Origin of the sequence: Nonomuraea helvata, from assembly GCF_039535785.1 — a bacterium.
Taxonomy (GTDB): Bacteria; Actinomycetota; Actinomycetes; order Streptosporangiales; family Streptosporangiaceae; genus Nonomuraea; species Nonomuraea helvata.
The window spans coordinates 2191129-2212054 of the sequence record NZ_BAAAXV010000001.1; the positions used below are offsets into that span (position 1 = coordinate 2191129).

Consider the following 20926-nt stretch of genomic DNA (forward strand, 5'->3'; position numbering starts at 1 on the left):
TGCCTACGCCAGTAAACTAATCGATCGATCGATTATTTAGCAAGATGATTGGATGTCACCGTGAGCAGCATCACGAGCCGGCGCAGGCCGGGCCGCCCCTCCAAGGCCGAGGCGGGCGACACCAAGGCCGCGCTCCTGGACGCCGCGCTGCGCCTGTTCGCGCAGAACGGGTACGCGGGCACCTCGATCAGGGCGATCGCGAGGGAGGTCGGGCTGAGCGAGAGCGTCCTGTACGCCCACTTCGACAGCAAGCAGGCGATCTACGACGCCGCCATGGCCCTGGCCGGCCCCCAGGCGGCCACCGTGGCGCTCGACGACGCCCCGGAGGACCCGGCGGCCTTCGTCGGATCGTTCGCCGCCCGGGTGCTGGCCGCGTGGGACACTCCGCAATCCAGGCAGGTCATGAGCCTGGTCTCACGTGACGGCCTGATCCACGACGACGCCCTGAACGAGGGCATCGAGGACGCGCTGGCCCGCCTGGCGGAGGTGTTCGCGGGGTGGCAGTCGGCGGGGCGGATCCGTACGGACCTGGGCGGTCCCGACGACCTCGCCTACGCCCTCCTGGCCCCGATCGCCCACGCCCGCATGCTGTGGCTGCACGGCACCGCGACGGAGGAGCAGCGCGAGCGCGCCCGCGCCCGCATCACCGCCCACGCCGCCCTGTTCGCGACGGCCCTGAGCCCCTGAGCCCACGTCGGCGGGGCGGGGGGCGGCGGCCGTCCGGGCCCAGCCGGCGCGCGATGGGTGTTGAGATCCGCCTTCATGAGCCGATCGTCAACACCCTTCGCGGTTTCCTTACTGCAGTGACTCAGGACCTTGACCGTCTAGTCGGCACAGATGGCGTAGACGCTGATGCCGACGTCGTTGTAACCGTCCTGGCGTCCGAGGCCGATCCAGCCACGCCCGTCATCCGTAGGGAAGGATCCGACGAGAATCGCCCGGTTACCGCGCGCCTCGGCTCCGCCGCCGAGGACGTGCTTAGAGCCGGGGCACATCACAACGCGACGTTGGAAGTTCGGCACGTTGGCGTTCGGGAGAGCGACGATCTGATACCCCGACGGAAGTGCCTTCGCCTGGGCGGTCTCGGTGTTGGCGGCGGCGGCGGCCGTACTCAGGCCGGCCGTGGCGGCCACGACGACGGTGGCGGCGATGAGGGCAAGGCTCTTCGACTGCATGGTCCTCCTTGTGACGGCCCCCTGGCGATTCCCTGCGCGAGCGTGCGCGCATGGCGCGATGCCGTTGCAGGAAGGAATCAGGGGGCAAAGGGCTTCTACACAGAGAGCATTCAGCCCTTTACTTTCGGTGTCAATACTCTCTGTGTTCAGTCGATTTCACTGAGTAATTACAGGAGGGCCGGATTTCCCGTGCACAAGTTAGGGTAAAGCTTAATGTTGCAGGTCAGAGCACTGATCATCTTCGCTCTAAGGTGGGAGGGTGCTCAGGTTGGTGCTGTCTCTGGTCCTGCTCGACCCAACCGCCGTCGCCGAGGTGCCGCAACGTAACGTCCCCGTTCCCCGGATACTGACCCCCGACGGCGACCGTCTGGGCTACGCGCCGGTCCCCCGTCCCTACGCGGGGGCGCGCCGGCTCACCGGGATGCTGCTCGGCCACGACCCGGCGACGCGGACGAACGTGCTGTGCGGGGGCGCGGTGATCAACTCGCGCAGCCGCAGCCTGGTGCTGACCGCGGCGCACTGCCTCTACCAGCACGGGCGGGCGATCAAGCAGCTGGCCTTCCTGCCGGGCTACGACGAGCAGCCGCGCATGGGGATCTGGCCGGCCGTGCGCACGTGGGTGCCGGCCAAGTGGCGCAACCAGCCGTACTCGCCGGACCTGCTCCCGTACGACATCGGCCTGGTCGGCGTGGTGCGCCGCAAGCGCCCGCTGGAGGACGTCACCGGGCGGGGGCTGCCGCGCCTGACCACCGGCAGGGGCACGGAGCTGCGCGGGCTGGAGCTGCTCGGCTACCCCGGGGGCAAGGACTATCCGGGCACGCAGATGTACCGGTGCGTGGCCGACACGGTCGAGGCGCTCTCCGAGGAGCCCGGACTGATGGTCACGCGCAACTGCCACGCCGCCGCCGGGGGCAGCGGCGGGCCCGCGCTGTACGGGGACGCGGTGGCCGGCGTCGTGTCGTCGTCCAGCCCGCTGAAAGACCAGAAGGGGTACACCGTGCTCACCAGGCTGAGCGCGCCCGTCTTCGAGCGGATGTTCGCCAAGGCCGACAAGTCGATGCAGCTCACGCCGCCCGGCTGACGATCTCCTCGCACAGCGCGTGCGTGGCCAGGGCGTCGTCGGCGGCGATCCGGCGGCCGTCGCGTACGGCGGCCAGGAACTCCAGGCAGACCTGCTCGATGCCGCGCTGCCTGGCCACCGGCGTCCAGTCGGGGCGGCGGGCGAGCATCTCGCCGCCCCGGTGGTCGACGACGTCGCCGAGGTTGACCACGCGGCGCTTGGCGCCGTCGCCCATGGCCTCGCAGGACTCCTCGCTCGCCCCGCTGACCCGGTTCATGACGCCGATGGCGGTGAAGCCGGCGCCGGACAGCTCCAGGACGACGTGCTCGAGCAGGCCGTCCTGGACGCGGGTCCTGATCGTGGTGCCGGTGACAGGGCCTGGGGCGAGGAATCTGAGGGTGTCCACCACGTGAATGAAGTCATCGAATATCGCCCGGCGGGGCACGTCAGGGTGATTGTCGCGGTTCTTCTCCATCAGGATGAGGTGGCGGGGATGGTCGGCAAGTCCGACATATCCGGGCGCATAGCGCCGGTTGAACCCGACCATCAGCGACCTCCCCTCGGCCTCGGCCAGCCGTACGAGCCGCTCCGACTCCTCGAGCGTGTAGGCGATCGGCTTGTCGACGTAGACGTGGACCCCGGCCCGGAGCAGCGGCTCGACGATCTGCGGGTGCGCGTCGGTGGCCGCGTGCACGAACGCCGCCTCGACCCCCGCCTTGATCACCTCGTCCACGCTCGTGGAGCGCCGGGCGACGCGGTAGGTGTCGCCGAGGCGGTCCAGCCGGGCCTGGTTGCGCGTGCAGAGGTACAGGTCGAGGCCGGGCTGGGCGGCCAGTACGGGGAGGTACGCCTTCTCCGCGATGTCGCCCAGGCCGATCATGGCTGTCTTCACGCCTCGAGCGTAGCCTTGAGCGCCTCGTCGATCGGGGTAGGCGCGACGCCGAACGTGCGCTGGAACGCCGAGGAGTCGAGCACGAACGGCGCGGTGAACTGATAGCGGACGTGCTTGAGCTCGCCCATCATGGGCGAGAAGAGCCCGCCCACGCTGATCACCGGCCACGGAATCTGCGCCATCTTGGGCGCGGGCAGGCCGAGCAGCGCGGCCATCCGCCCACCGAGCTCGCGGAAGGTCTGCGGGTCGCCGGTGGGCACGTGCCAGGTCCGGCCCCAGGCCCGCTCGTCGCGGCCGGCCACGATCAGCGCGTCGGCCACGTCGGCCACGTAGCTCCAGCTGTGCGGCACGTCGAGGGGGTAGGGCACCTGGACGGTCTTGCCCGCCCTGAGCGGCACGAGGAACCGGTCGCCCAGGTAGCCCTGCTCGCTGGTGCCCGGACCGAAGTAGTCGGAGCCGCGCACCTCGGTCGCCCTGATCCGGCCCGCCTCGTGCGCGGCCAGCGCGTCCCGCCACATCTTCGCCCGCACCTGCGCCTTGGGGCTGGTGGAGGCGAGCGGCAGGTCCTCGGTCATGGGGCCGGTGACGGGCCCGTACGGGTAAAGGTTGCCGAGCATCGCGTACACGGCGCCGCTCGCCTCGGCGGCGGCCAGGAGCGACTCCGCCATCGGCGGCCAGTCGGTGAGCCAGCGGTGGTATTGCGGGCTGACGCAGTTGTAGAGGACGTCGGCCCCCTTGGCGATCTCGATCAGCCTGGCCTTGTCGGCGACGTCGGCGGCCACCTTGACCGTCCCTGCGGGGCCGCTGCCCGAGCGGGTCACGACGGTGACATCCTGTCCCTGCGCGACAAGCTTGGCCGCCACGTGCGTGCCGACCTGGCCGGAGCCCACGACGACGTGCTTACCCATGATCAAACCTGCTTCCAGATGATGCGGAGAACCGCGTTGATGACGAAAATCGCGAAGAAGATGGCGGCCGGGGTGACCAGACCGGAGGCGTAGAGCGCGGCGGCGCCGCCGCCGAACCAGAGGATCTCCAGCGCGGCGCGGGCCAGGCCGGTGAGGGGGAACGTGGCGTTCGCGCCGCCCCCGGCGCCGAACAGCGCCCACACGGCGATGAACAGGGCCGGCCCGCCCAGCCCGGCCAGCAGCTTGATCACCCACATGCTGCTCACCGTGAAGCCCCAGTAACCCACTGAGGCCAGCACACCGAGCTCCAGGAAGAACATCAGGACGGCGTTGGCGTTCTTGGCGAGCATCTTGATCCTCCGTGCTGTACCGCTCCGCTTACGAGAGCAATGCTCTCTCAAGAGAGCATCGTTCGTCAAGAGCAGTGCTCTCGTTTCTTGGCACCGCTCTGATAGCCTGACGTCCATGACAGCCAGCCGTACTGCCAGAGAACGTGTCAGGGCCGAGCTCACCAGAGAAATCACCGATATCGCGCGCCGCCAGCTAGCCACCGAAGGCGCGGGCGGCCTGTCGCTGCGGGCCGTCGCACGCGAGATGGGCATGGTCTCCTCGGCCATCTACCGCTATTTCCCGAGCCGCGACGACCTGCTGACCGCGCTGATCATCGACGGCTACAACGCGCTGGGCGAGGCCGTGGAGCGGGCCGACGCCGACTGTCCGCAGGACGACTTCCCGCGCCGGTGGATGTCGATCTGCCACGCCGTACGCGACTGGGCGGTGGCACACCCGCACGAATACGCGCTGCTCTACGGCTCCCCGGTGCCCGGCTATCAGGCGCCGCAGGACACGATCGCGGCCCGGGTGCGCGACGTCGCCGTGATGGGCCGGCTCGTCTCCGACGCCTGGCGGGCCGGCGCGGTCCGACCCCCGTCCGAGGAGCTGTCGCCGGGGCTGGAGTCGGAGGCGGCCGCGCTCCGGGACCTCATGCCGGGCGTGCCCGACGACGTGCTCTGGCGCGGCATCTCGGCGTGGACCGCGCTGTACGGGTGGGTCAACTTCGAGGTGTTCGGCCAGTTCAACAACACGATCGGGGACCGGCGGACGGTGTTCGAGCACTCGATGCGGCTGGCGGCCTCGACGATCGGACTTGCTCAGTGAGACTTACTAAGTTTTACTGAATACATGGTACGGAGGAAACAGGAGCTCGGCCGCTTCACAGACGTGGCGCTGCTCGTGCTCATCAGCCTGGCCGAAGGGCAGAAGCACGGATACCGGATGATCAATGACATCGAGGAGTTCTCGGGGACCGCGCTGGAGCCGGGCACCCTCTACGGGGCGCTGATGCGGCTGGAGGAGCGCGGGTGGATCGAAGCGGTCGAGTCGGCCGAGCGGCGCAAGCCGTACCGGATCACTGAGAGCGGGCGCGACGCGCTGGGCGAGCAGCTCGCCACGCTGCGGCGCATCGAGCAGGCGGGCGCCAGGCGTACCGGAGCCGCTTGGGGGCTCGCATGATGCGGGCCGTGGCCGAGGCGATGCTCAGCCTCTATCCGAAGGTGTGGCGGGAGCGTTACGGCGAGGAGGTCGCCGATCTGGTCAGATCGCGACCGGTACGCGTACGTACGGTGCTCGACCTGGTCAGGGGCGCGGCCGACGCCTGGGTCCACTATCGGCACGTCCCGGGCGCCGGGGGCCTGACGGTCCCCCTCACGGCGGTCCTGATCGGTGCGGGAGCGGCCCTGTGGCTCCTGTGGAATCCGGGCGTGCGGGACGTGGCCAGCCTGCACGGCGTGTGGGCCGAAGCCGCGAGCGCGGGCGGGATCGCCGCGACGATGCGGGACATGGCGCAGGTGTGGTTCGCCATGGCGGCCGTCATAGCCGTGCTCTCGGCGGCGCCGCTGCTCCACACCTGTTTCGTCGCGATGCGGCATTCCGTGCATGGCCCGCTCACGCGGATGACCGCACGACGGGTGATCATGACGGCCGCACTGCTCGCCGTCCCCGTCGGGCTGGTCGCTCAGCTCTTCGCCAGCATGGCCTTCCAGGACGCCGGCGCTCCTGTCGGGCCACTGGGCGAGGCGATGGTGGGCGGCTTCCACGTACCCATCATCATGGCGATCGTGCTGGTGCTGCCCATGACGGCGGCGGGCGCGCCATCACTGGGCTCCGACGTGCGCGGCACCGGCCAGATCCTCGCATCGGCGGCCCTCTGCAACGCGCTCGCCTGGGTACCGGTCGCGGCCCTGCTGGTGCTGGGTCTGGAGAAGGCGTCCTGGTCGTTCGTGGCGATGGTGTCGCTGAGCGCGCTGGTGAGTGTGTGGATGGCGGCGCTGGTGGCGAGGAGCGCGATCAGGCGCGGCAGGACCGTGATGGGCCAGCTCACCCCTGCGTGAGCTGCGGCACCAGCCCCTCGTCCACGGCCGCGACGACGAACTCGTCGGGGATGGGCGCGCACAGCGGGTCGATGGTCCATCATGGAGAGTCATCGGCCCGCGCGGCTTCGAGCCTCCGGGACCGCCGTAACCACCGTGGGGAATCATGCGGACCTTCTTCGAGCCGGACCAGGAAGAGGAGTTCGAGGCGGCCAAGGACCTGCTGATCCGCCGCTGCCTGGACTGGGCCGGCGACCGCGGGCTGGCCGCCGACGACTTGGTGCTGACGGCGGCCTTGGACTCCCGCCATCGCAGCACAGACGGACGGCTGGCCTTCTGGGATGCCACGCAGGTGCGGCGGTTCCTGCTGGAGTGGATCCCCCGGTACGTCGCCGCACCTCGGGAGGACCTCGACGCCGCCCCCGAAACGCTGGTCACGCTGCTGCGTTACCTCGACGCGACCGGCATCCGGGACCCGCGCGGCGCCACGACGGCCGAGCTGGAGAAGGCCGTGGCGGAGGCCGTGAAGGAATATCCGGCGGCATTGGCGGACCCGTACCGCCAAGGGCCGGCGAAGTTCTGGACGCAGGTGGCCATCGACAACGGTGTCGACGTGAGCGACCACAAGGCCCTGACGAAGTTCCAGCGCGACGTCGACGCGGGTCGGGTGGCGTACGACGCGGACGTGCTCGACAAGGTGGTGGAGGCACGTTTCCTGGGAGCCGGGCCCGACGAGGAACGAGCGTTTCCCCAGCCGCCCATCGTCCTGCCGTCCGCGCCGGAGATCGCCGCCGCAGCGGCGCGAAGCGCGACCGTACGGAGGCTGGCGGCGCTGGCGGACTGGGCCGGAGCGGAGGGCCGGCCACTGACCAGTGCCGGGAACCTCCGCATGGCCGACGCCCGCGAGCTGGCCGAGCTCCTCGGCACCGGCGAGCAGGACCTCAAGGTCCGCAGCGCCACGCACATGCCCAAGCTGCACCTCCTCGTCGAATGGGCGAAGGCCGCCCGCCTGGTCCGCGTGAACAAAGGTCGCCTCCTACGGGTGGCCAAGGCCGCACCCCTGCTGCGTGACCCGGAACGGCTGTGGTCGCGGGCCTTCGAGGTCTTCTTCGACCTCGGCCCGGTGATCGGCGGCTCCACCTCGGGGTGGGAGGTCGAGTCGCTGCTGGTGGAGGTCTTCGGCGAGGTGATGGCGGACGTACTGAACAGCGTGTACGGCCTCTCGGACCGGGTCCCCGTGGCCCGCCTCCAGGAGACGGTCTGGCTGGCCTGCCACGAATACCTGATGCTGGACGATCGGGCGCACGACCTGTGGCGGCGGAAGGTCGACGACGACCTGGTCGCGGCGCTGGAGGCCCTGGCCGAGCTCGGCGCCGTGGAGCTGAGCCACGGCGTCGCCGATCCCCTCTACCTGAGCGACCTGGGCGATGACGACGAAGAACAGCCCTTGCCACCCGAAGCGCGGACTCGACTGCGGGCCATCCTCACCGAGCCGGGCATGCTCGTGAGCCTGACACCGCTCGGCATGCGGGGCGTGCGCGAGCGGATGCTCGCCGAGGGCCGGGACGCACCGCTGGTGGGCGAGCTTGCGGAGGCCGCGCCGGGCGAGCTGCTGGGCGTGCTCGCGGAGCACTACCCGCGTGAGGAGGCCGCGACGGAACTGGCGGGCTGGCTCGCGGCCCACGGCGGGGACGTCGAGCCGTTGCTGGATGCCATACGGGCCTGCCCGTTCCGCACCCGCGCATCGGCCATGCTCACCACCCTGGTGGAGACCCATCCCGACGGCCGGTCGCTCCTCGCACGCCTGCGCGGGGACCGCGCACTCGGGCCCATCGCCCTCACCCTGCTGCACGACGCCGGAGCCGTGGGCCCGGACGATCTGTCCTCTTCCGAGCAACTCCTGCTCATGACCGAAGGCCTGCTCAACCTGCTGGAGGTGGCCGGCCCGGAGGAGGTCGTGTCGCAGCTCGGTCAGATGGCGGGCAGGGAGGCGCCACAGATCATCGAGGCGGCGACGCAATCCGGCCATCCCGCCACAGTCGGCATGGACGAGCTACGCAGGCTGGTGGCAGAGCCGCTGCGTACCCGCTCCCACACGCTCCGCTTCGTGGAGGGTCCTCGGCCGGGGGCGCGCGGCCGCCGTTCCGGTCACGGCAAGAAACGCAGGCGCTGACCTCAGGATCAAGACGCTCTCAGAGGATGAGTACGGGCACTCACCGCGGCCGTGCAGGTGGAACGGCCGGGATGGCGCACCAGACACTACGGCCAAGGCCGCGGCCATGCTCTCGGACTCCCCAGCTCTGAGAGATCTCACCGATGATCAGCAACCCGCGGCCATCCTCCGCCTCCGGCTCCTGCCGGACGTAGGGCGCGGAGAGCGTTGAACCGGGGTCACGTACCTCCACGTAGACCACTTCCTCCGTCAGGGAGACAGTGAGGCCGATGAGGTCGTGCGGCCCGGCATCGGAGTGCCGGAGCGCGTTGGTCAGGAGCTCTGACGCAACCAGCACGGCGTCGTCGACGGAAGGGTGGTCTTCTCCCAGCCATCCACGCACGTGGGAGCGTGCGCGTGAGACGGACTCGAGAATGCCCGCCAGCTGAATCGAACCGATTACCCTCGGCTCGGCGCTCGCTGCTTTCATGGCTTCACCCACTCGAAGAAGTCGGCCTGGATCTGCCTTCCCACCATCCCAAGCCTCAGCTACATTAAGTGGTCGAATGACTTCAACCAGTCATCAACGGTTTCGGTGGGCCGTGCGCTGAAACGTTGATGAAGCTCCCGGAGGTCAGATGCCAAGGGAAAGCGATCTATACCCCTCCGATTCACCGACCGCACTCTTCGGTTTCGAGCTGCGCCGACACCGCAAGGCGCGAGGCTGGTCCCAGGCCCAGCTCTCGAAGAACGTTCCCTACTCCGTCGGCACCATCAGCATGATCGAGACCGCGCAACGGTCACCCTCGGAGCAGTTCGCCCGCTACTGCGACGAGGCACTGGAGGCAGAAGGTGCGCTGATGCGACTCTGGCCGATGGTCAGTCGCACGGCCGCCCCTATGTGGTTCCGGCCATGGCTCGATGTGGAAGCCGCCGCAGAAGCGATTCGCACATGGGAGCCGTTGATGGTCCCCGGCTTGTTCCAAACCGAGGACTACGCCAGGGCCATCCTGAGCGGCGAACCAGGCGCGGGACCAGAGCAGATCGAGGAGCAGGTCACCGCTCGTATGGAACGCCAAAGCATCCTCAGACGAGCCACACCCCCCATGCTCTGGGTGGTTCTCGACGAAGGAATCCTGCACCGTCCCATCGGCAACACCGCCGTGATGTCGGCGCAGCTCGACCAGCTTATCGAGCTCGCACTAGCACCTCGGATAACTCTTCAGATCCTCCCTTTCAACGCCTACTCCACGCCTGGACTTCTGGGCGGGTTCGCCATCGCTCAGACCCAGGGAGCCCCTGACACCGCTTACATCGAGTCAGCCGGGATCTTGGGGCGGGTAACAGAACGACCAGAAGACGTCCGCGCCCTAACATTCAGATATGAAGGGATTCGTGCCGAAGCACTGTCACAGCGCGAGTCCATGAAAGTGATCAAGGAGGCAACTCGGCGATGGACGAGCTGACGCAGGAACTCAGCACCGCTACGTGGCGCAAGTCCACCCAATCAGGAAGCGACGGTGGCAACTGCGTTGAGGTCGCAGAACTGTCCGGCGGGCACCGAGGCGTTCGCGATAGCAAGAACCCTACCGGCCCCGCGCTGATCTTCACCTCAGGCGAATGGAACGCCTTCATCGATGGCGTGAAAACCGGCGAGTTTGACTAAGTATCACCGGCCTCCCCCTCCGAGGAAGGTCATTCGCCTCTGTCCAGGACCTTCCTCGGATTTCAGAGCTTTCGCTGAACGCCGCATTCAGCAGGGCATGGTCGACGAGATCCTTCACGCGAGTATTCGGCCGATCTCCGGTAGTTCCGGTCAGCGCATGCAGCTTCACCGCGAAGTGCCGACGAGAGTGCGCCACAAGCCGTAGGTGGTAGCGGGAATCTTTCGGCATGTCGTACCAGTTCTTGAGCGCCTGATCGTACGGGATGAGCACGAGGCCGGCGGCGAGCCGCACGTCGAGCCCTGGCGATAGCGCGTCCACAGATCGTCCGCCGATAGGCGTCGATCTCCCCGATGAGACCGGCGCCAAGGTCGACCTCCCGGATCTTGAGCCTGTTCGCCGCATGGACAAAGGGTGACTCCAGCCTCCTGGCATGCCGTTTGACCTGTTCGATGCATCGTCGGCGTGATAGCCGTTCGCTTGACCTCCACCGCCGCAAAGAGCCAACCCGGAGCGGTATTCGAGCGCGCAACTGCGCCCCCGCCTCGACCCGCCTGCGGCGACAAGGATCTTCCTGTCCATGATGACGTGCTCCTCGAGCACCTGGTCCCCACCCCGACCGTTTCAGTTGATCTTCAACGAGCATCCACCAGGTTTCATTCTCGTTTGAGAAAGAGATCCATAGGCCAGAGTCAATTCCAATCCCGAGAAGAGTGGCGGAAGATCACGTCTCTACCAGGGCGCAATGATGGCTCTGCACGCTTCGCCTCCTTCAAGAAGTCCGAGCCACCCCCCCAGTAAGACAAAACGCCCATTTTCGAACAAAACTCGAACGCGCTATACCTTTCAGCGAGTTTCAGCTTGTTTTGTTGACGTGATGTTGATTACCGTGTGAAAGGCGTGGAGGGCGCTGCCTCCTGATCTGCTCTGTGCAGCGAGCCGTACAAGGGGATCATCTTGGCCAACCTCGATCGCCAGGCGATGCGGGCCGCGGCACAGCGGATCCAGCGGCTGTCCGACGAGCACTGGTGGGCTCTCGATCCGTCCTGCCGCCTGATGGAGAACGACGCGTGGGTGGGGCCGACAGGCGCCAGGTTCGACGCCCAGGTCCACGCCGACCAGCGAGAGCTGCGTGACATGCTCGCGCAGGCCGTCCACAACGCGAACCAGAAGCTGGCCTCGCTTCAGGAAACGCCATGACGGAGTTCACCGGGGTCAAGCAGCCCGAGTTCGACACGATGACGAGCAAGCACACCGAGGCGGCCCGGCGGCTGGAGGAGCTGGCGCAGGCCCTGCACAGCGAACTGCAGAGCGCCGGCCTGGACACTTCTCCGGCGGCGCGGCTGCGGCAACTGGCCGGACGGGTCACCACGCAGGCCGAGGACCTGCGGCGACGGCAGAAACTGGTCCACGAGCTGCAGCGGCAGAAGGTCACATTCGGCAGGAGCACGCCCGCCGGGAGCTTCCTCGACATGCCTGACAGCCTGGAGGCTGCCAAGGGGTTGCTCGACGGGACACTGGCGGGTCGCGCTGCGCTGAACGCCGCAGACGGAGACGCCAAGGCGCTGGCCGAACTGGAGAAGTACGCGCCGCGGACCGGGGACGCGGAGTTCGTCAGGGCATTCCTCGCTGCGCTGGGCGCCAGGGGCGTGACGCAGTTGCCCGGCTCGCTCGCCGCACAACTGCGCGACGCCAAGATCCACGGGGACTCCGATCGCATGGCCCACCTCTCCGGCCAAGGCCAAAAAGCCCTGCGCATGCTGAGCACGGCCCTGGCCAAGGGGACCGATCCGAAGAACCCCGCGTATGCGGGCGCCGATTTCCTCAAGGACCTGGTGAAGGAGGGCCGAGCCGAGCACAAGGCCGGCGACATCAAGTACTCGGGTTACCAGGCACAGGCGCTCATCTGGCGCGTCCACGACGGGAAGCCGCCGTTCTCGAAGGAGTTCATGGAGGTCGTCGGGCGCGACGTGATCGTCTACGAGTACGAGCAGCGCAAGGACGAATGGGCGGCGAGGAAGGACACGTTGGGGCGTATTTTCGCGGGTGCCCAGGTCCCCATAGTCGACGTGGCCGGCGCGCTTGGCCTCGGCACCCTACTGAGACCGGGAACCTACGCGAACGCTCCAGGCGCGAAAGGCACATCGTCGGTGGTGGACGACCTTTTCCACGCGGCGAAGTCCAGCCGCGAAGCATCCCACGCCCTGCTGGACCACACTCCGGCCGGGTGGAAGGAGTCCGTGCTGGATTATCTGCTGACGACCCGGTGGGACGCATCCCGCTATCTGGGCGACTACGCGCCGTTCAACGACATGCTGGTAACCGCGACGACCGGCCAAGACGCCACCTCCCAGAAGCTGGCCGCGGAGATGACCAAAATTGTCTCTGACGAGGTACGCGGTGCCTTTGGCAAAGCCGACAGCGGCAACCTGGAGATCAGGGACCGAGACGTTTTCGATCGGTACACGCCCCTGAGCTACCCGCTTGCCCGCGCGATCGCTGCCAACATCGACCAACTCTCTCGGCTTTACCTGAACCATGCGACCTTCGGCAACGTGGCGGCCGAGGACATGTCCTACGCGCTGACATTGGCCGGATCCAACGACGCCGGGTTCGAGGCACTGGTGAAAGCGCAGACCGAGCATATGCGAGCGGCGCTCGACACTGTGCCTCCCGTCGGACTCGACGCCTCCAACGCCGAGCGCTTTGGCTTCACCAAGGCCGACGTCAAGCACTTTGACCTCAATGAGAACGGCCGAGTCGACAGCACCGACACTACGCAGTTCCTGACAGACCGCACCGTGGAGGAGGCACGTCCCTTCACCCACATAGTGGAGACACGCCGCCAGGTGCTGATCGCGCAGGGGCTGGACGACAAGAAGGCGGACGAGGCGCTGAAGAGCATGGTGAGCGACGCTATTGGACTGCTCCCGGTGCCGGGAGCCAAGCAGGTAGGCCAACTTGCCAAGGGAGTATTTGGCGATTTGGCAGGCAAGGGATACGACAAACTCGCCGGGGCAGCATATGACGAGATCGCTAATCGGGTCGCCCAGCGGATGTCCGAGCACGGGCGGGGGTTGGACGATACGCAAAGCACGCTGGCGGACAATCGGCTAGCGGTGGAGCGACTGGCGGAGCAGATGCTCGCCACAGCCATGCTGAGCAAGGGTTTGCTCAACGACCTGGAACTGAGCAAGCAACCGTTCGCGGACGGGGGTCTCAAGATCAAGACTTTCGCCGAGATGACCTCGCAGGAATACAGCCAGTTCCTCGAGTGGACTCGCGCAAGGGGAGGCAGTAGCGAACTACTCAATAACTTCAGCACCACCTTTCGCAGCACCACTGAGGTGGACGACTATCTCGACCTTGATATCTCCTCCACCCGAGGTGGGAGATGAGGCGTTCTGGGCTTTTCGCCGCTCTGAGTGCTTTCGCGCTGATCACCGCAGCCTGTACGCCGGAGAAGCAGATCGTCTCTACACCGGCACCAGTTCCACAGCCGGTCGTGAATTCTTCGCCATACGTCTGCAAGCTCATCCCCGAACAGGCATTTCGCACCATCAGTGGCATCACCGCACCTCTCGTCGAGAGAATCAACGGAACTGAGAACAACGGTGACTGCCGAGCTCCCGATGCGAGCACACCGCGGCTTGGAGTGTGGTGGGCGCGGGAGGGATCCGGTATGCCTCGGGAGCACATGGACTTCCTCATGCATGAGGACAGGCGTCCGCTCTACAGCAGGTATGGCGGAATTTCCCTTCCACCCGATCTCGGTGATGGCATGGCCGCATACGTACGAAGCGCTCCGTTCGCCGACCAGCCGTATCGAGTGAGCGCCTTGTTCCGCTGCGGCGCCAAAGAGCGGATGATCGACATCTATCTACCCCAAGTCGCCAAGGGCAGGGATGCGATCAAGGACATGATCGAACTCATGCGCATCGCCCAGAAACGCTACGGCGAGCTCTACAACTGCACTCCCGGCAAATAAAAGCCGCACCCCGACGACCCGTCCGCACCCCCTGATCGAGAGAGCGCGGTTGAGCGTCGAGACGATGGCCTTGAGGGAGGTCGTCGTGATGTTGGCGTCGATGCCCCACAGCACCTGCCCGTCGACCTACCACTCCAGGTACGAGGCGGCTTCGGCGTCGGCGCCAGCGCTCATCACGTGCTCCACGTAGTCCAGAACACGCACCCTGACGCCGACCTTCGATCACGTCGATGCAGGTCGAGATCGGCCCGGTGCCCGTGCCCTCGACCTCACGACTCTCCATCAAGCCGTACGTCGGCGCTGATGCGGTCCTCATCGTCCACCGTGGACTCGTGGCGGTGGACGATGAGGCTGAACGCGCGCTCCATCTACCCCCGCCTATAGCGGCGCGAGCCAAAACTGTATCTTCAGCAGAGTGAAGCTGACGAGGTCCGGCGTGAACTCTTCGTAGCCCAGGCGCTTGCGATGGATTCTGACCTGCCAGACGCTGTGTCGCCGACCAAGATCGAACTCTGCACCCCAAAATACGTTACCGTCATGGCCATTTATGGCGAACACCGCTCCGGAAGCCAGGTATACGCTTCCGGACCAGGTCCCGTCCCACGAGTCGCAGAGTGGAGGCGGTCCGTCCCAGAGCTCGTATTTGATCAGGCATCTTTCGCTTTGAGCCTCGTCGATTGCGATTCCGTTGTCGCTGACACGGATCCACTCGCTCATATAGGAGCTGAGGTTATAGATATCCCATTCGGCCTCGACGTCCGCGATACCGATCAAATACTTCGAGACCTCGCGCCTATCAAGGAGTTCGGCGATGATGCTTGCCACGGTTTCCTGACTTTCCCATGCCGCCAGCGCACCAATGAGACCTGTTCATGATTCAGTTGTTCTGACTGACGCCAGACGTTCGGCGCCAACGGAACTTCTCGCAGCCAGTCCCGTCCTGCGGCCTGCGCTGATTCTTGCATACGCCGCCCGCAGCCGTGCGGTTTCCCTCAGCGACCAGCTCGAATCTTTGGCGCTACAGCGAGCTTCGCAAAGTACCTTCTAGGGGATCTTCTCAGGCCACTTAAGGACCAGATAGGTCTTAAGCGATATATCCTTACCCTTGAAGTGCGCCTGCATGAGAGTCTCAAAGGTGTCGCATCTGGCGCAGAATTGGGAAATGCCCCAGAAACCTCCTGACATGAATAGCTCGACCGCGCCCCCTTCCGATCGTGAGGGAGGGGGCGCGGTCGAGCTATCAGTATGCAGTCTTATGGGCGCGCAGCGCGATTGACCGCCGAGATGATGGCCTTGAGCGATGCCGTCGTGGTGTTGGCGTCGACCCCGACCCCCCAAAGCACCTGCCCGTCGACCTCACACTCCAAATAAGAGGCCGCCTTGGCGTCACTGCCCGCGCTCATCGCGTGCTCCACATAATCCAGAACGCGCACCCGGATACCGGCTCCAGAAATGGCGTCGATGAAAGCCGAGATCGGGCCATTACCCGTGCCCTCGATTTCGCGGATTTCCCCGTCGAGCCGAATGTCGGCGCTGATGCGGTCCTTGTCGTCCACCGTGGATTCGTGGCGGTGGGCCATGAGGCTGAGGCGGCCCCAGCGGTTGGCCGGGTTGGGGAGGTATTCGTCGCGGAAAATCTCGTACATCGCGGCGGGGCTGATCTCGCCGCCCTCGCTGTCGGTGCGAGCCTGCACGACCTTGGAGAACTCGATCTGCAGCCGCCGCGGCATGTCGAGCTGGTGGTCGGCCTTCATGATGTACGCGACGCCGCCCTTGCCGGACTGGCTGTTGACGCGGATGACGGCCTCGTACGTGCGGCCGATGTCCTTCGGGTCGATCGGCAGGTACGGCACCGCCCAGGTGAAGTCGTCCACCGGTACGCCAGCCGCGGCCGCGTCGCGCTCGAGGTGCTCGAAGCCCTTCTTGATGGCGTCCTGGTGGGAGCCGGAGAAGGCGGTGTAGACCAGCTCGCCGCCCCACGGGTGGCGCGGGTGCACGGGCAGCTGGTTGCAGTATTCGGTGATGCGACGGATCTCGTCGATGTCACTGAAGTCGATCTCGGGGTCGATGCCCTGGGAGAACAGGTTCATGCCCAGGGTGACCAGGCAGACGTTGCCGGTGCGCTCGCCGTTGCCGAACAGGCAGCCCTCGATGCGGTCGGCGCCCGCCATGTAGCCCAGCTCGGCGGCGGCCACGGCGCTGCCGCGGTCGTTGTGCGGGTGGAGGGACAGGACGATCGAGTCGCGGCGCTTGAGGTGGCGGTGCATCCACTCGATCTGGTCGGCGTAGACGTTGGGGGTGGCCATCTCGACCGTGGCCGGCAGGTTGATGATGACCTTGCGGTCGGGGGTGGGCTGCCACACGTCGTTGACCGCGTCGCACACCTCGACGGCGTACTCGAGCTCGGTGCCGGTGAACGACTCGGGAGAGTACTGGAAGTAGACGTCGACGTCGCTCGCGTCGGCGAGCTTCTTGACCAGCTTGGCGCCCTCGACGGCGATGGCGGTGATGCCCTCTTTGTCCAGGCCGAACACCACGCGGCGCTGGAGGGTGGAGGTCGAGTTGTACAGGTGGACGATGGCCTGCTTGGCGCCCTCGATGGACTCGAAGGTCCGCTCGATCAGCTCGGGCCTGGCCTGGGTCAGCACCTGGATGACCACGTCGTCGGGGACGCGGCCCTCTTCGATGATCTGCCGGATGAAGTCGAAGTCGGTCTGCGAGGCCGCCGGGAAGCCGACCTCGATCTCCTTGTAGCCCATGCGTACGAGCAGCTCGAACATCTTGAGCTTGCGATGGGGGTCCATCGGGTCGATCAGGGCCTGGTTGCCGTCGCGGAGGTCGACCGCGCACCAGCGGGGCGCCTTGGTGATGACCTGGTCCGGCCACGTGCGGTCGGTCAGGCGTACGGGCGCATAGGGCTGATAGCGATGGATCGGCATGGGGCTGGGCTGCTGAGCGGTCATGTCTGCTGACTCCTCGTCGGTCGGATGAGAACGGCCGACGCGCATGACTGGCTCCGCGGCGAGGGAGCCGGCCTAGAGGCCCCCGCCGCGGCAGCTAAGAAGCAGCCCACGCAGCATGCCTTGCACGCTACCAGACGTCTCGGGATGCGCCGTCCAGGGTCTCAAATGATGAGAAACAACCGTCAGTCCGGGATCAGGACGCTGAGGCAGGTCACGCATCCTTCCAGCCGCTCGAACTCCGAGATGTCCACCGTGGTCACGCTCAGTCCGCGCTGCTCGAGCAGCGCGGCGGTCCGAGGCGCCGAGGCGGCCAGGAGGACGCGGTCGCCGCCCAGGGGCACCACGTGCGCCCCGGCCTCCTCCGGCGGCTCGAGCAGCCCGGGCAGGTCCACGTGGCGCGGGTCGCCGATGAGCGTCCCGTCGGGCAGGGCGGTCACCGCCGACTTGAGGTGCAGCACGCCGTGCAGGTCCACGGGCACGATCCGGCGCTCCGGCAGCAGGCCGGCGAGCTGGGCGATGCCGCCGTCGCTGCTGCGCGCCGACCTGCCGACGTACACGGTGCGGCCGACCTGCAGCACGTCTCCCCCGTCCAGCGTCCCGGGCGCCGCGATCCTGACCGCCTTGAGCCGCAGCTTCCGCACGGCCGCCGCCACGGACTCCACCTCGGGCCGCCGCGCCTCCGCGCCCGGCCTGGTCAGCACGGCCAGCCGCCCCGACACCACCACGGTGTCCTCCACGAACGGCGCGTCCGGCAACTCGTGGGCCTCCGGTACGTACGTGACCCGCCACCCGGCGGCGGCCAGCGCGGCCACGTAGGCGTCGTGCTGGTGGAGCGCCCGTCCGGGATCGACCGGCTCGCGCTCGATGTGGGTCACGATGCCCTCGGCGATCCGAGGGCCAGGCTTCCTTACCAGCGCGATTCCAGGCATAGGGCGTGTTCTATCACGTACCGCCACTTACGTTCCGCCCCGCCCGAGCGGCCGGACGAGCCCAGTGACTAGAGTTCAGGCATGCGGGACGACGAGATTCTCACCAGGATCGGCGATCTGGTCACCGAAGAGCACGAGCTGCGCGACAGGCTGACCAGGGGCGAAGTGACCACCGACGAGGAGCACGCGCGCATCAAGGAGCTCGAGAACGCGCTCGACCAGTGCTGGGACCTGCTCAGGCAGCGCCGGGCCAGGCGCAACGCCGGTGACGATCCCGACCATGCCGCCGCCCGCCCGGCCGGCGAGGTGGAGAACTACCGGCAGTAAGAAGGTAGAGAACTACCGGCCGTACGAAGGCGGGAATCACCGGCGGTAAATTCGGTCGCCCCGGTCGTTCCCGGTGCGATTTGCTGGGCTCATGCGCATTCAGCCCATCGATCTTGACCGGCCGGGAAACCTGGTCACGGGCCTGCACGAGGCGTACGTCGCGGGTAAGACCGACGACCCGGGCCCGACGATGTCGCTCGCCCGCTTCCGCCACGACGTCGCCGCGCACGAGCCGGGCGCGCGGAGCGAGCTGTGGGCGGTCGTCGAGGACGGCGAGGTCGTCGGCGGATATGGGTTATCGCTCCCCCAGCTCGACAACACCCACACGGGCTGGCTCTTCCCCCTCGTCGTACGCCCGGAGCGGCGCGGCCGGGGGCTCGGCTCGGCGCTGTTCGAGCACGTTCTCGACCGCCTGCGCGCCCACGGCAGGACCCTGCTCCTGGCGGAGACCCCCGTCACCGGCGTGGGCGCCCGCTTCGCGGTGGCACACGGCATGACGGTCTCCCTCATGGAGGCCCGCCGCACGCTCGACCTGCGCAAGGCCGACTGGGACGCGCTGGAACGCCTGCTCCCCCGCGTCGAGGGCTACCACCTCGAAAGCTGGACCGGCCCGGCGGGGCCCGATCTGATCCCCGACCTCGCCGCCCTGATGAACGGCATGAACGACGCCCCGCGCGACGCGGACATCGAGGACGTGACCTTCAGCCTCGACCGCGTCCGTCACCGCGAGGAGGGCATCCCGATCCGCGGGCTGACCGCGTACACGACGATCGCCCGCCGCGACTCCGACGGGGCGCCGGCCGGATACACGCGCGTCTACCTCGAGGCCGACCGCTCCAGCGGCTGGGGCCACCAGGCGGACACGACCGTGCTGGCCGAGCACCGGGGCCACCGCCTGGGCCTGCTGCTCAAGCTCGCCAACGCGCTCCGGCTGCGCGAGCACGAGCCCCACCTGGAGCGGATCATCACCTGGAACGCCACCTCCAACGCCCACATGCTGGCCATCAACGAGGCCATGGGCTTCGAGCTGTTCGACGAGTGGAACGAGTGGCGGCTCGCGCTGTAGAGCCCTACAGGCCGGAGATAGCGCGCATGTTAAGCGGACGTTAGATCTGGGCCTTGCGCCCTTGTCCGAACATCCTTCTGGGGAGAGGCTCTGACCTGCACCTACTCCCCCCAGGAGGTTCTCCGTGAGCAAGGCACGCGTGCCCTGGAAGGCAGTGATCGGCGGGTCGGTCGGCAATCTGGTCGAGTGGTACGACTGGTTCGTCTACTCCAGCTTCGCCGTCTACTTCGCCGCGTCCTTCTTCCCCGAGGGCGACACGACCGCACAGCTGCTCAACACCGCGGGCATCTTCGCCGTCGGCTTCTTCATGCGTCCGGTCGGCGGCTGGCTGCTCGGCCGCTTCGCCGACAGGAAGGGCCGCAAGGCGGCGCTGACGCTGACGGTGACGCTGATGTCGGCCAGCGCGCTGCTCATCGCCATCGCCCCGACGTACGCCACGGCGGGCGCCTTCGGCTCGCTGGTCCTGCTGCTGGCCCGGCTGCTGCAGGGCCTGTCGGTCGGCGGCGAGTACGCGGCCAGCGCCACCTATCTGACCGAGGCCACCCCGCAGGGCAAGCGCGGCTTCGCCTCTAGCTTCCAGTACGTGTCGATGACCGCGGGGCAGCTGGTCGGCCTCGGCCTGCAGATCATCCTGCAGAACACGATGTCGAAGGAGGACCTCAGCTCCTACGGCTGGCGCATCCCGTTCATCGTGGGCGCGGTGGGCGCGGCGGTCGTGTTCTACCTGCGGCGCAACCTCCTGGAGACCGAGGCGCACGACGAGGAGACCCGGCACTCCGAGGAGCGCGGCACGATCAGGCAGCTCTGGGCGCACAAGAAGGAGGCCGTGCTGGTCATCGCCCTGACGATGGGCGGCACGGTCGCGTACTACACCTACACCACCTACCTCACCAAGTACCTGGTCAACACCGCGGGCATGGCGAAGGAGACCGCGGCTCTCGTCAGCTTCTCCGCGCTGTTCATCTTCATGCTGCTGCAGCCGCTGGCGGGGGCGCTGTCGGACCGGATCGGCCGGCGGCCGCTGCTGATCACGTTCGGCATCGGCTCGATGCTGGGCACGGTGCCGCTGATGACCGCGCTGGGCAGCGCCACCACGTTCGGCGGGGCGCTGGTGCTCTCCCTGGTCGCGCTGGTCATCGTGACCGGCTACACCTCGATCAACGCGGTGGTGAAGGCCGAGCTGTTCCCCACCCAGGTGCGGGCCCTCGGTGTGGCGCTGCCGTACGCGATCGCGAACGCGCTGTTCGGCGGCACGGCCGAGTACGTGGCCCTCTGGTTCAAGAAAGCCAACATCGAGTCCGGCTTCTACTGGTACGTCTCCGCGCTCGCGGCGATCTCGCTGGTCGTCTACCTCACCATGCGCGAGACCCGCGATGCGGCGCTGACCAGGTCCGAGCAGGGGGAATCGGTGCCGGTCTCCGTCTAACCTGGCC

At 67.3% G+C, this 20926-nt stretch carries 22 protein-coding genes; 14 read left to right on the forward strand and 8 right to left on the reverse strand.

The window, feature by feature from the left end; all coding sequences use genetic code 11:
• The first annotated feature begins 60 nt into the window (after window positions 1-60).
• Window positions 61-687 (forward strand): TetR/AcrR family transcriptional regulator, encoded by a 627-nt coding sequence (locus ABD830_RS10085; RefSeq protein WP_344986269.1) that lies wholly within the window; start codon window positions 61-63, stop codon window positions 685-687.
• Between the two features lie 137 nt (window positions 688-824).
• On the opposite strand, the gene ABD830_RS10090 is transcribed toward ABD830_RS10085, so the two are convergent.
• Window positions 825-1175, reverse strand: a complete 351-nt coding sequence (locus ABD830_RS10090) for a hypothetical protein (protein ID WP_344986270.1) — start codon at window positions 1173-1175, stop codon at window positions 825-827.
• Between the two features lie 259 nt (window positions 1176-1434).
• On the opposite strand from ABD830_RS10090, the gene ABD830_RS10095 reads away from it, so the two are divergent.
• Complete coding sequence (locus ABD830_RS10095) at window positions 1435-2256, forward strand: trypsin-like serine peptidase (RefSeq protein ID WP_344986271.1); 822 nt, start codon at window positions 1435-1437, stop codon at window positions 2254-2256.
• Here ABD830_RS10095 and ABD830_RS10100 read toward each other — a convergent pair.
• Genes ABD830_RS10100 through ABD830_RS10110 form a run of 3 tightly spaced genes read right to left on the reverse strand, consistent with a single transcriptional unit; the run spans window position 2240 to window position 4385 of the window.
• A complete protein-coding gene (locus ABD830_RS10100; protein WP_344986273.1) occupies window positions 2240-3127 on the reverse strand; it encodes a Gfo/Idh/MocA family protein in 888 nt (295 codons plus the stop codon). The genes ABD830_RS10095 and ABD830_RS10100 overlap by 17 nt on opposite strands.
• Window positions 3124-4035, reverse strand: coding sequence for an NAD-dependent epimerase/dehydratase family protein (locus ABD830_RS10105; protein WP_344986274.1), 912 nt, complete (start codon window positions 4033-4035; stop codon window positions 3124-3126). The genes ABD830_RS10100 and ABD830_RS10105 overlap by 4 nt, the downstream gene beginning before the upstream one ends.
• Window positions 4036-4037: 2 nt before the next feature.
• Window positions 4038-4385 (reverse strand): YrdB family protein, encoded by a 348-nt coding sequence (locus ABD830_RS10110; protein ID WP_344986275.1) that lies wholly within the window; start codon window positions 4383-4385, stop codon window positions 4038-4040.
• Window positions 4386-4500: 115 nt separating this feature from the next.
• On the opposite strand from ABD830_RS10110, the gene ABD830_RS10115 reads away from it, so the two are divergent.
• The 4 genes from ABD830_RS10115 to ABD830_RS10130 all read left to right on the forward strand — a co-directional run bounded on the left by ABD830_RS10115 (window position 4501) and on the right by ABD830_RS10130 (window position 8577).
• Complete coding sequence (locus ABD830_RS10115) at window positions 4501-5193, forward strand: TetR/AcrR family transcriptional regulator (protein ID WP_344986276.1); 693 nt, start codon at window positions 4501-4503, stop codon at window positions 5191-5193.
• 24 nt (window positions 5194-5217) lie between these two features.
• Window positions 5218-5547 (forward strand): PadR family transcriptional regulator, encoded by a 330-nt coding sequence (locus ABD830_RS10120; RefSeq protein WP_344986277.1) that lies wholly within the window; start codon window positions 5218-5220, stop codon window positions 5545-5547.
• Window positions 5544-6425 carry a hypothetical protein gene (locus ABD830_RS10125; RefSeq protein ID WP_344986278.1) on the forward strand — a complete coding sequence of 294 codons (882 nt, stop codon included), beginning with the start codon at window positions 5544-5546 and terminating at the stop codon, window positions 6423-6425. Before ABD830_RS10120 ends, ABD830_RS10125 begins: the two co-directional genes overlap by 4 nt.
• Window positions 6426-6570: 145 nt before the next feature.
• Window positions 6571-8577 (forward strand): hypothetical protein, encoded by a 2007-nt coding sequence (locus ABD830_RS10130; RefSeq protein WP_344986279.1) that lies wholly within the window; start codon window positions 6571-6573, stop codon window positions 8575-8577.
• A 40-nt stretch (window positions 8578-8617) separates the two neighbouring features.
• Here ABD830_RS10130 and ABD830_RS10135 read toward each other — a convergent pair whose 3' ends face one another.
• A complete protein-coding gene (locus tag ABD830_RS10135) occupies window positions 8618-9046 on the reverse strand; it encodes an ATP-binding protein (protein WP_344986280.1) in 429 nt (142 codons plus the stop codon).
• A gap of 148 nt (window positions 9047-9194) precedes the next feature.
• On the opposite strand from ABD830_RS10135, the gene ABD830_RS10140 reads away from it, so the two are divergent.
• The 5 genes from ABD830_RS10140 (at window position 9195) to ABD830_RS10160 (ending at window position 14208) form a co-directional block, all read left to right on the forward strand.
• Window positions 9195-10022, forward strand: coding sequence for a helix-turn-helix domain-containing protein (locus ABD830_RS10140; protein ID WP_344986281.1), 828 nt, complete (start codon window positions 9195-9197; stop codon window positions 10020-10022).
• A complete protein-coding gene (locus ABD830_RS10145) occupies window positions 10010-10222 on the forward strand; it encodes a DUF397 domain-containing protein (RefSeq protein WP_344986282.1) in 213 nt (70 codons plus the stop codon). The genes ABD830_RS10140 and ABD830_RS10145 overlap by 13 nt, the downstream gene beginning before the upstream one ends.
• Window positions 10223-11177: 955 nt before the next feature.
• A complete protein-coding gene (locus ABD830_RS10150) occupies window positions 11178-11420 on the forward strand; it encodes a hypothetical protein (protein WP_344986283.1) in 243 nt (80 codons plus the stop codon).
• Entirely contained in the window at window positions 11417-13618 is a 2202-nt protein-coding gene (locus tag ABD830_RS10155; RefSeq protein ID WP_344986284.1) for a hypothetical protein, read from the forward strand. Before ABD830_RS10150 ends, ABD830_RS10155 begins: the two co-directional genes overlap by 4 nt.
• Window positions 13615-14208 carry a hypothetical protein gene (locus ABD830_RS10160; RefSeq protein WP_344986285.1) on the forward strand — a complete coding sequence of 198 codons (594 nt, stop codon included), beginning with the start codon at window positions 13615-13617 and terminating at the stop codon, window positions 14206-14208. The genes ABD830_RS10155 and ABD830_RS10160 overlap by 4 nt, the downstream gene beginning before the upstream one ends.
• Window positions 14209-14586: 378 nt before the next feature.
• Here ABD830_RS10160 and ABD830_RS10165 read toward each other — a convergent pair whose 3' ends face one another.
• From ABD830_RS10165 to ddaH, 3 genes are all read right to left on the reverse strand, one after another.
• The gene (locus ABD830_RS10165; protein WP_344986286.1) at window positions 14587-15033 is read right to left on the reverse strand and encodes a hypothetical protein; all 447 of its coding nucleotides are present in this window, start codon (window positions 15031-15033) and stop codon (window positions 14587-14589) included.
• A gap of 428 nt (window positions 15034-15461) precedes the next feature.
• On the reverse strand, window positions 15462-17171 hold the full coding sequence (gene leuA / locus ABD830_RS10170) for a 2-isopropylmalate synthase (protein ID WP_344986287.1): 1710 nt from the start codon (window positions 17169-17171) through the stop codon (window positions 15462-15464).
• Window positions 17172-17353: 182 nt separating this feature from the next.
• Window positions 17354-18100, reverse strand: a complete 747-nt coding sequence (gene ddaH, locus ABD830_RS10175) for a dimethylargininase (RefSeq protein WP_344986288.1) — start codon at window positions 18098-18100, stop codon at window positions 17354-17356.
• Window positions 18101-18181: 81 nt separating this feature from the next.
• Between ddaH and ABD830_RS10180 the strand changes: the two genes are divergently transcribed.
• From ABD830_RS10180 to ABD830_RS10190, 3 genes are all read left to right on the forward strand, one after another.
• Window positions 18182-18427 (forward strand): DUF2630 family protein, encoded by a 246-nt coding sequence (locus ABD830_RS10180; protein ID WP_344986289.1) that lies wholly within the window; start codon window positions 18182-18184, stop codon window positions 18425-18427.
• 91 nt (window positions 18428-18518) lie between these two features.
• Window positions 18519-19493: a GNAT family N-acetyltransferase gene (locus ABD830_RS10185; protein ID WP_344986290.1), complete on the forward strand. Its 975-nt coding sequence runs from the start codon at window positions 18519-18521 to the stop codon at window positions 19491-19493.
• A gap of 124 nt (window positions 19494-19617) precedes the next feature.
• Window positions 19618-20919 carry an MFS transporter gene (locus tag ABD830_RS10190; RefSeq protein WP_344986291.1) on the forward strand — a complete coding sequence of 434 codons (1302 nt, stop codon included), beginning with the start codon at window positions 19618-19620 and terminating at the stop codon, window positions 20917-20919.
• Window positions 20920-20926 lie beyond the last annotated feature (7 nt).

Excerpts from the sequence above, each read along its gene's own strand:
- ABD830_RS10090 (WP_344986270.1), bottom strand. The coding sequence starts at position 1,175 with ATGCAGTCGAAGAGCCTTGCCCTCATCGCCGCCACCGTCGTCGTGGCC.
- ABD830_RS10105 (WP_344986274.1), bottom strand. The coding sequence starts at position 4,035 with ATGGGTAAGCACGTCGTCGTGGGCTCCGGCCAGGTCGGCACGCACGTG.
- ABD830_RS10110 (WP_344986275.1), bottom strand. The coding sequence starts at position 4,385 with ATGCTCGCCAAGAACGCCAACGCCGTCCTGATGTTCTTCCTGGAGCTC.
- ABD830_RS10115 (WP_344986276.1), top strand. The coding sequence starts at position 4,501 with ATGACAGCCAGCCGTACTGCCAGAGAACGTGTCAGGGCCGAGCTCACC.
- ABD830_RS10120 (WP_344986277.1), top strand. The coding sequence starts at position 5,218 with ATGGTACGGAGGAAACAGGAGCTCGGCCGCTTCACAGACGTGGCGCTG.
- ABD830_RS10125 (WP_344986278.1), top strand. The coding sequence starts at position 5,544 with ATGATGCGGGCCGTGGCCGAGGCGATGCTCAGCCTCTATCCGAAGGTG.
- ABD830_RS10130 (WP_344986279.1), top strand. The coding sequence starts at position 6,571 with ATGCGGACCTTCTTCGAGCCGGACCAGGAAGAGGAGTTCGAGGCGGCC.
- ABD830_RS10135 (WP_344986280.1), bottom strand. The coding sequence starts at position 9,046 with ATGAAAGCAGCGAGCGCCGAGCCGAGGGTAATCGGTTCGATTCAGCTG.
- ABD830_RS10140 (WP_344986281.1), top strand. The coding sequence starts at position 9,195 with ATGCCAAGGGAAAGCGATCTATACCCCTCCGATTCACCGACCGCACTC.
- ABD830_RS10145 (WP_344986282.1), top strand. The coding sequence starts at position 10,010 with ATGGACGAGCTGACGCAGGAACTCAGCACCGCTACGTGGCGCAAGTCC.
- ABD830_RS10155 (WP_344986284.1), top strand. The coding sequence starts at position 11,417 with ATGACGGAGTTCACCGGGGTCAAGCAGCCCGAGTTCGACACGATGACG.
- ABD830_RS10160 (WP_344986285.1), top strand. The coding sequence starts at position 13,615 with ATGAGGCGTTCTGGGCTTTTCGCCGCTCTGAGTGCTTTCGCGCTGATC.
- leuA (WP_344986287.1), bottom strand. The coding sequence starts at position 17,171 with ATGACCGCTCAGCAGCCCAGCCCCATGCCGATCCATCGCTATCAGCCC.
- ddaH (WP_344986288.1), bottom strand. The coding sequence starts at position 18,100 with ATGCCTGGAATCGCGCTGGTAAGGAAGCCTGGCCCTCGGATCGCCGAG.
- ABD830_RS10180 (WP_344986289.1), top strand. The coding sequence starts at position 18,182 with ATGCGGGACGACGAGATTCTCACCAGGATCGGCGATCTGGTCACCGAA.
- ABD830_RS10185 (WP_344986290.1), top strand. The coding sequence starts at position 18,519 with ATGCGCATTCAGCCCATCGATCTTGACCGGCCGGGAAACCTGGTCACG.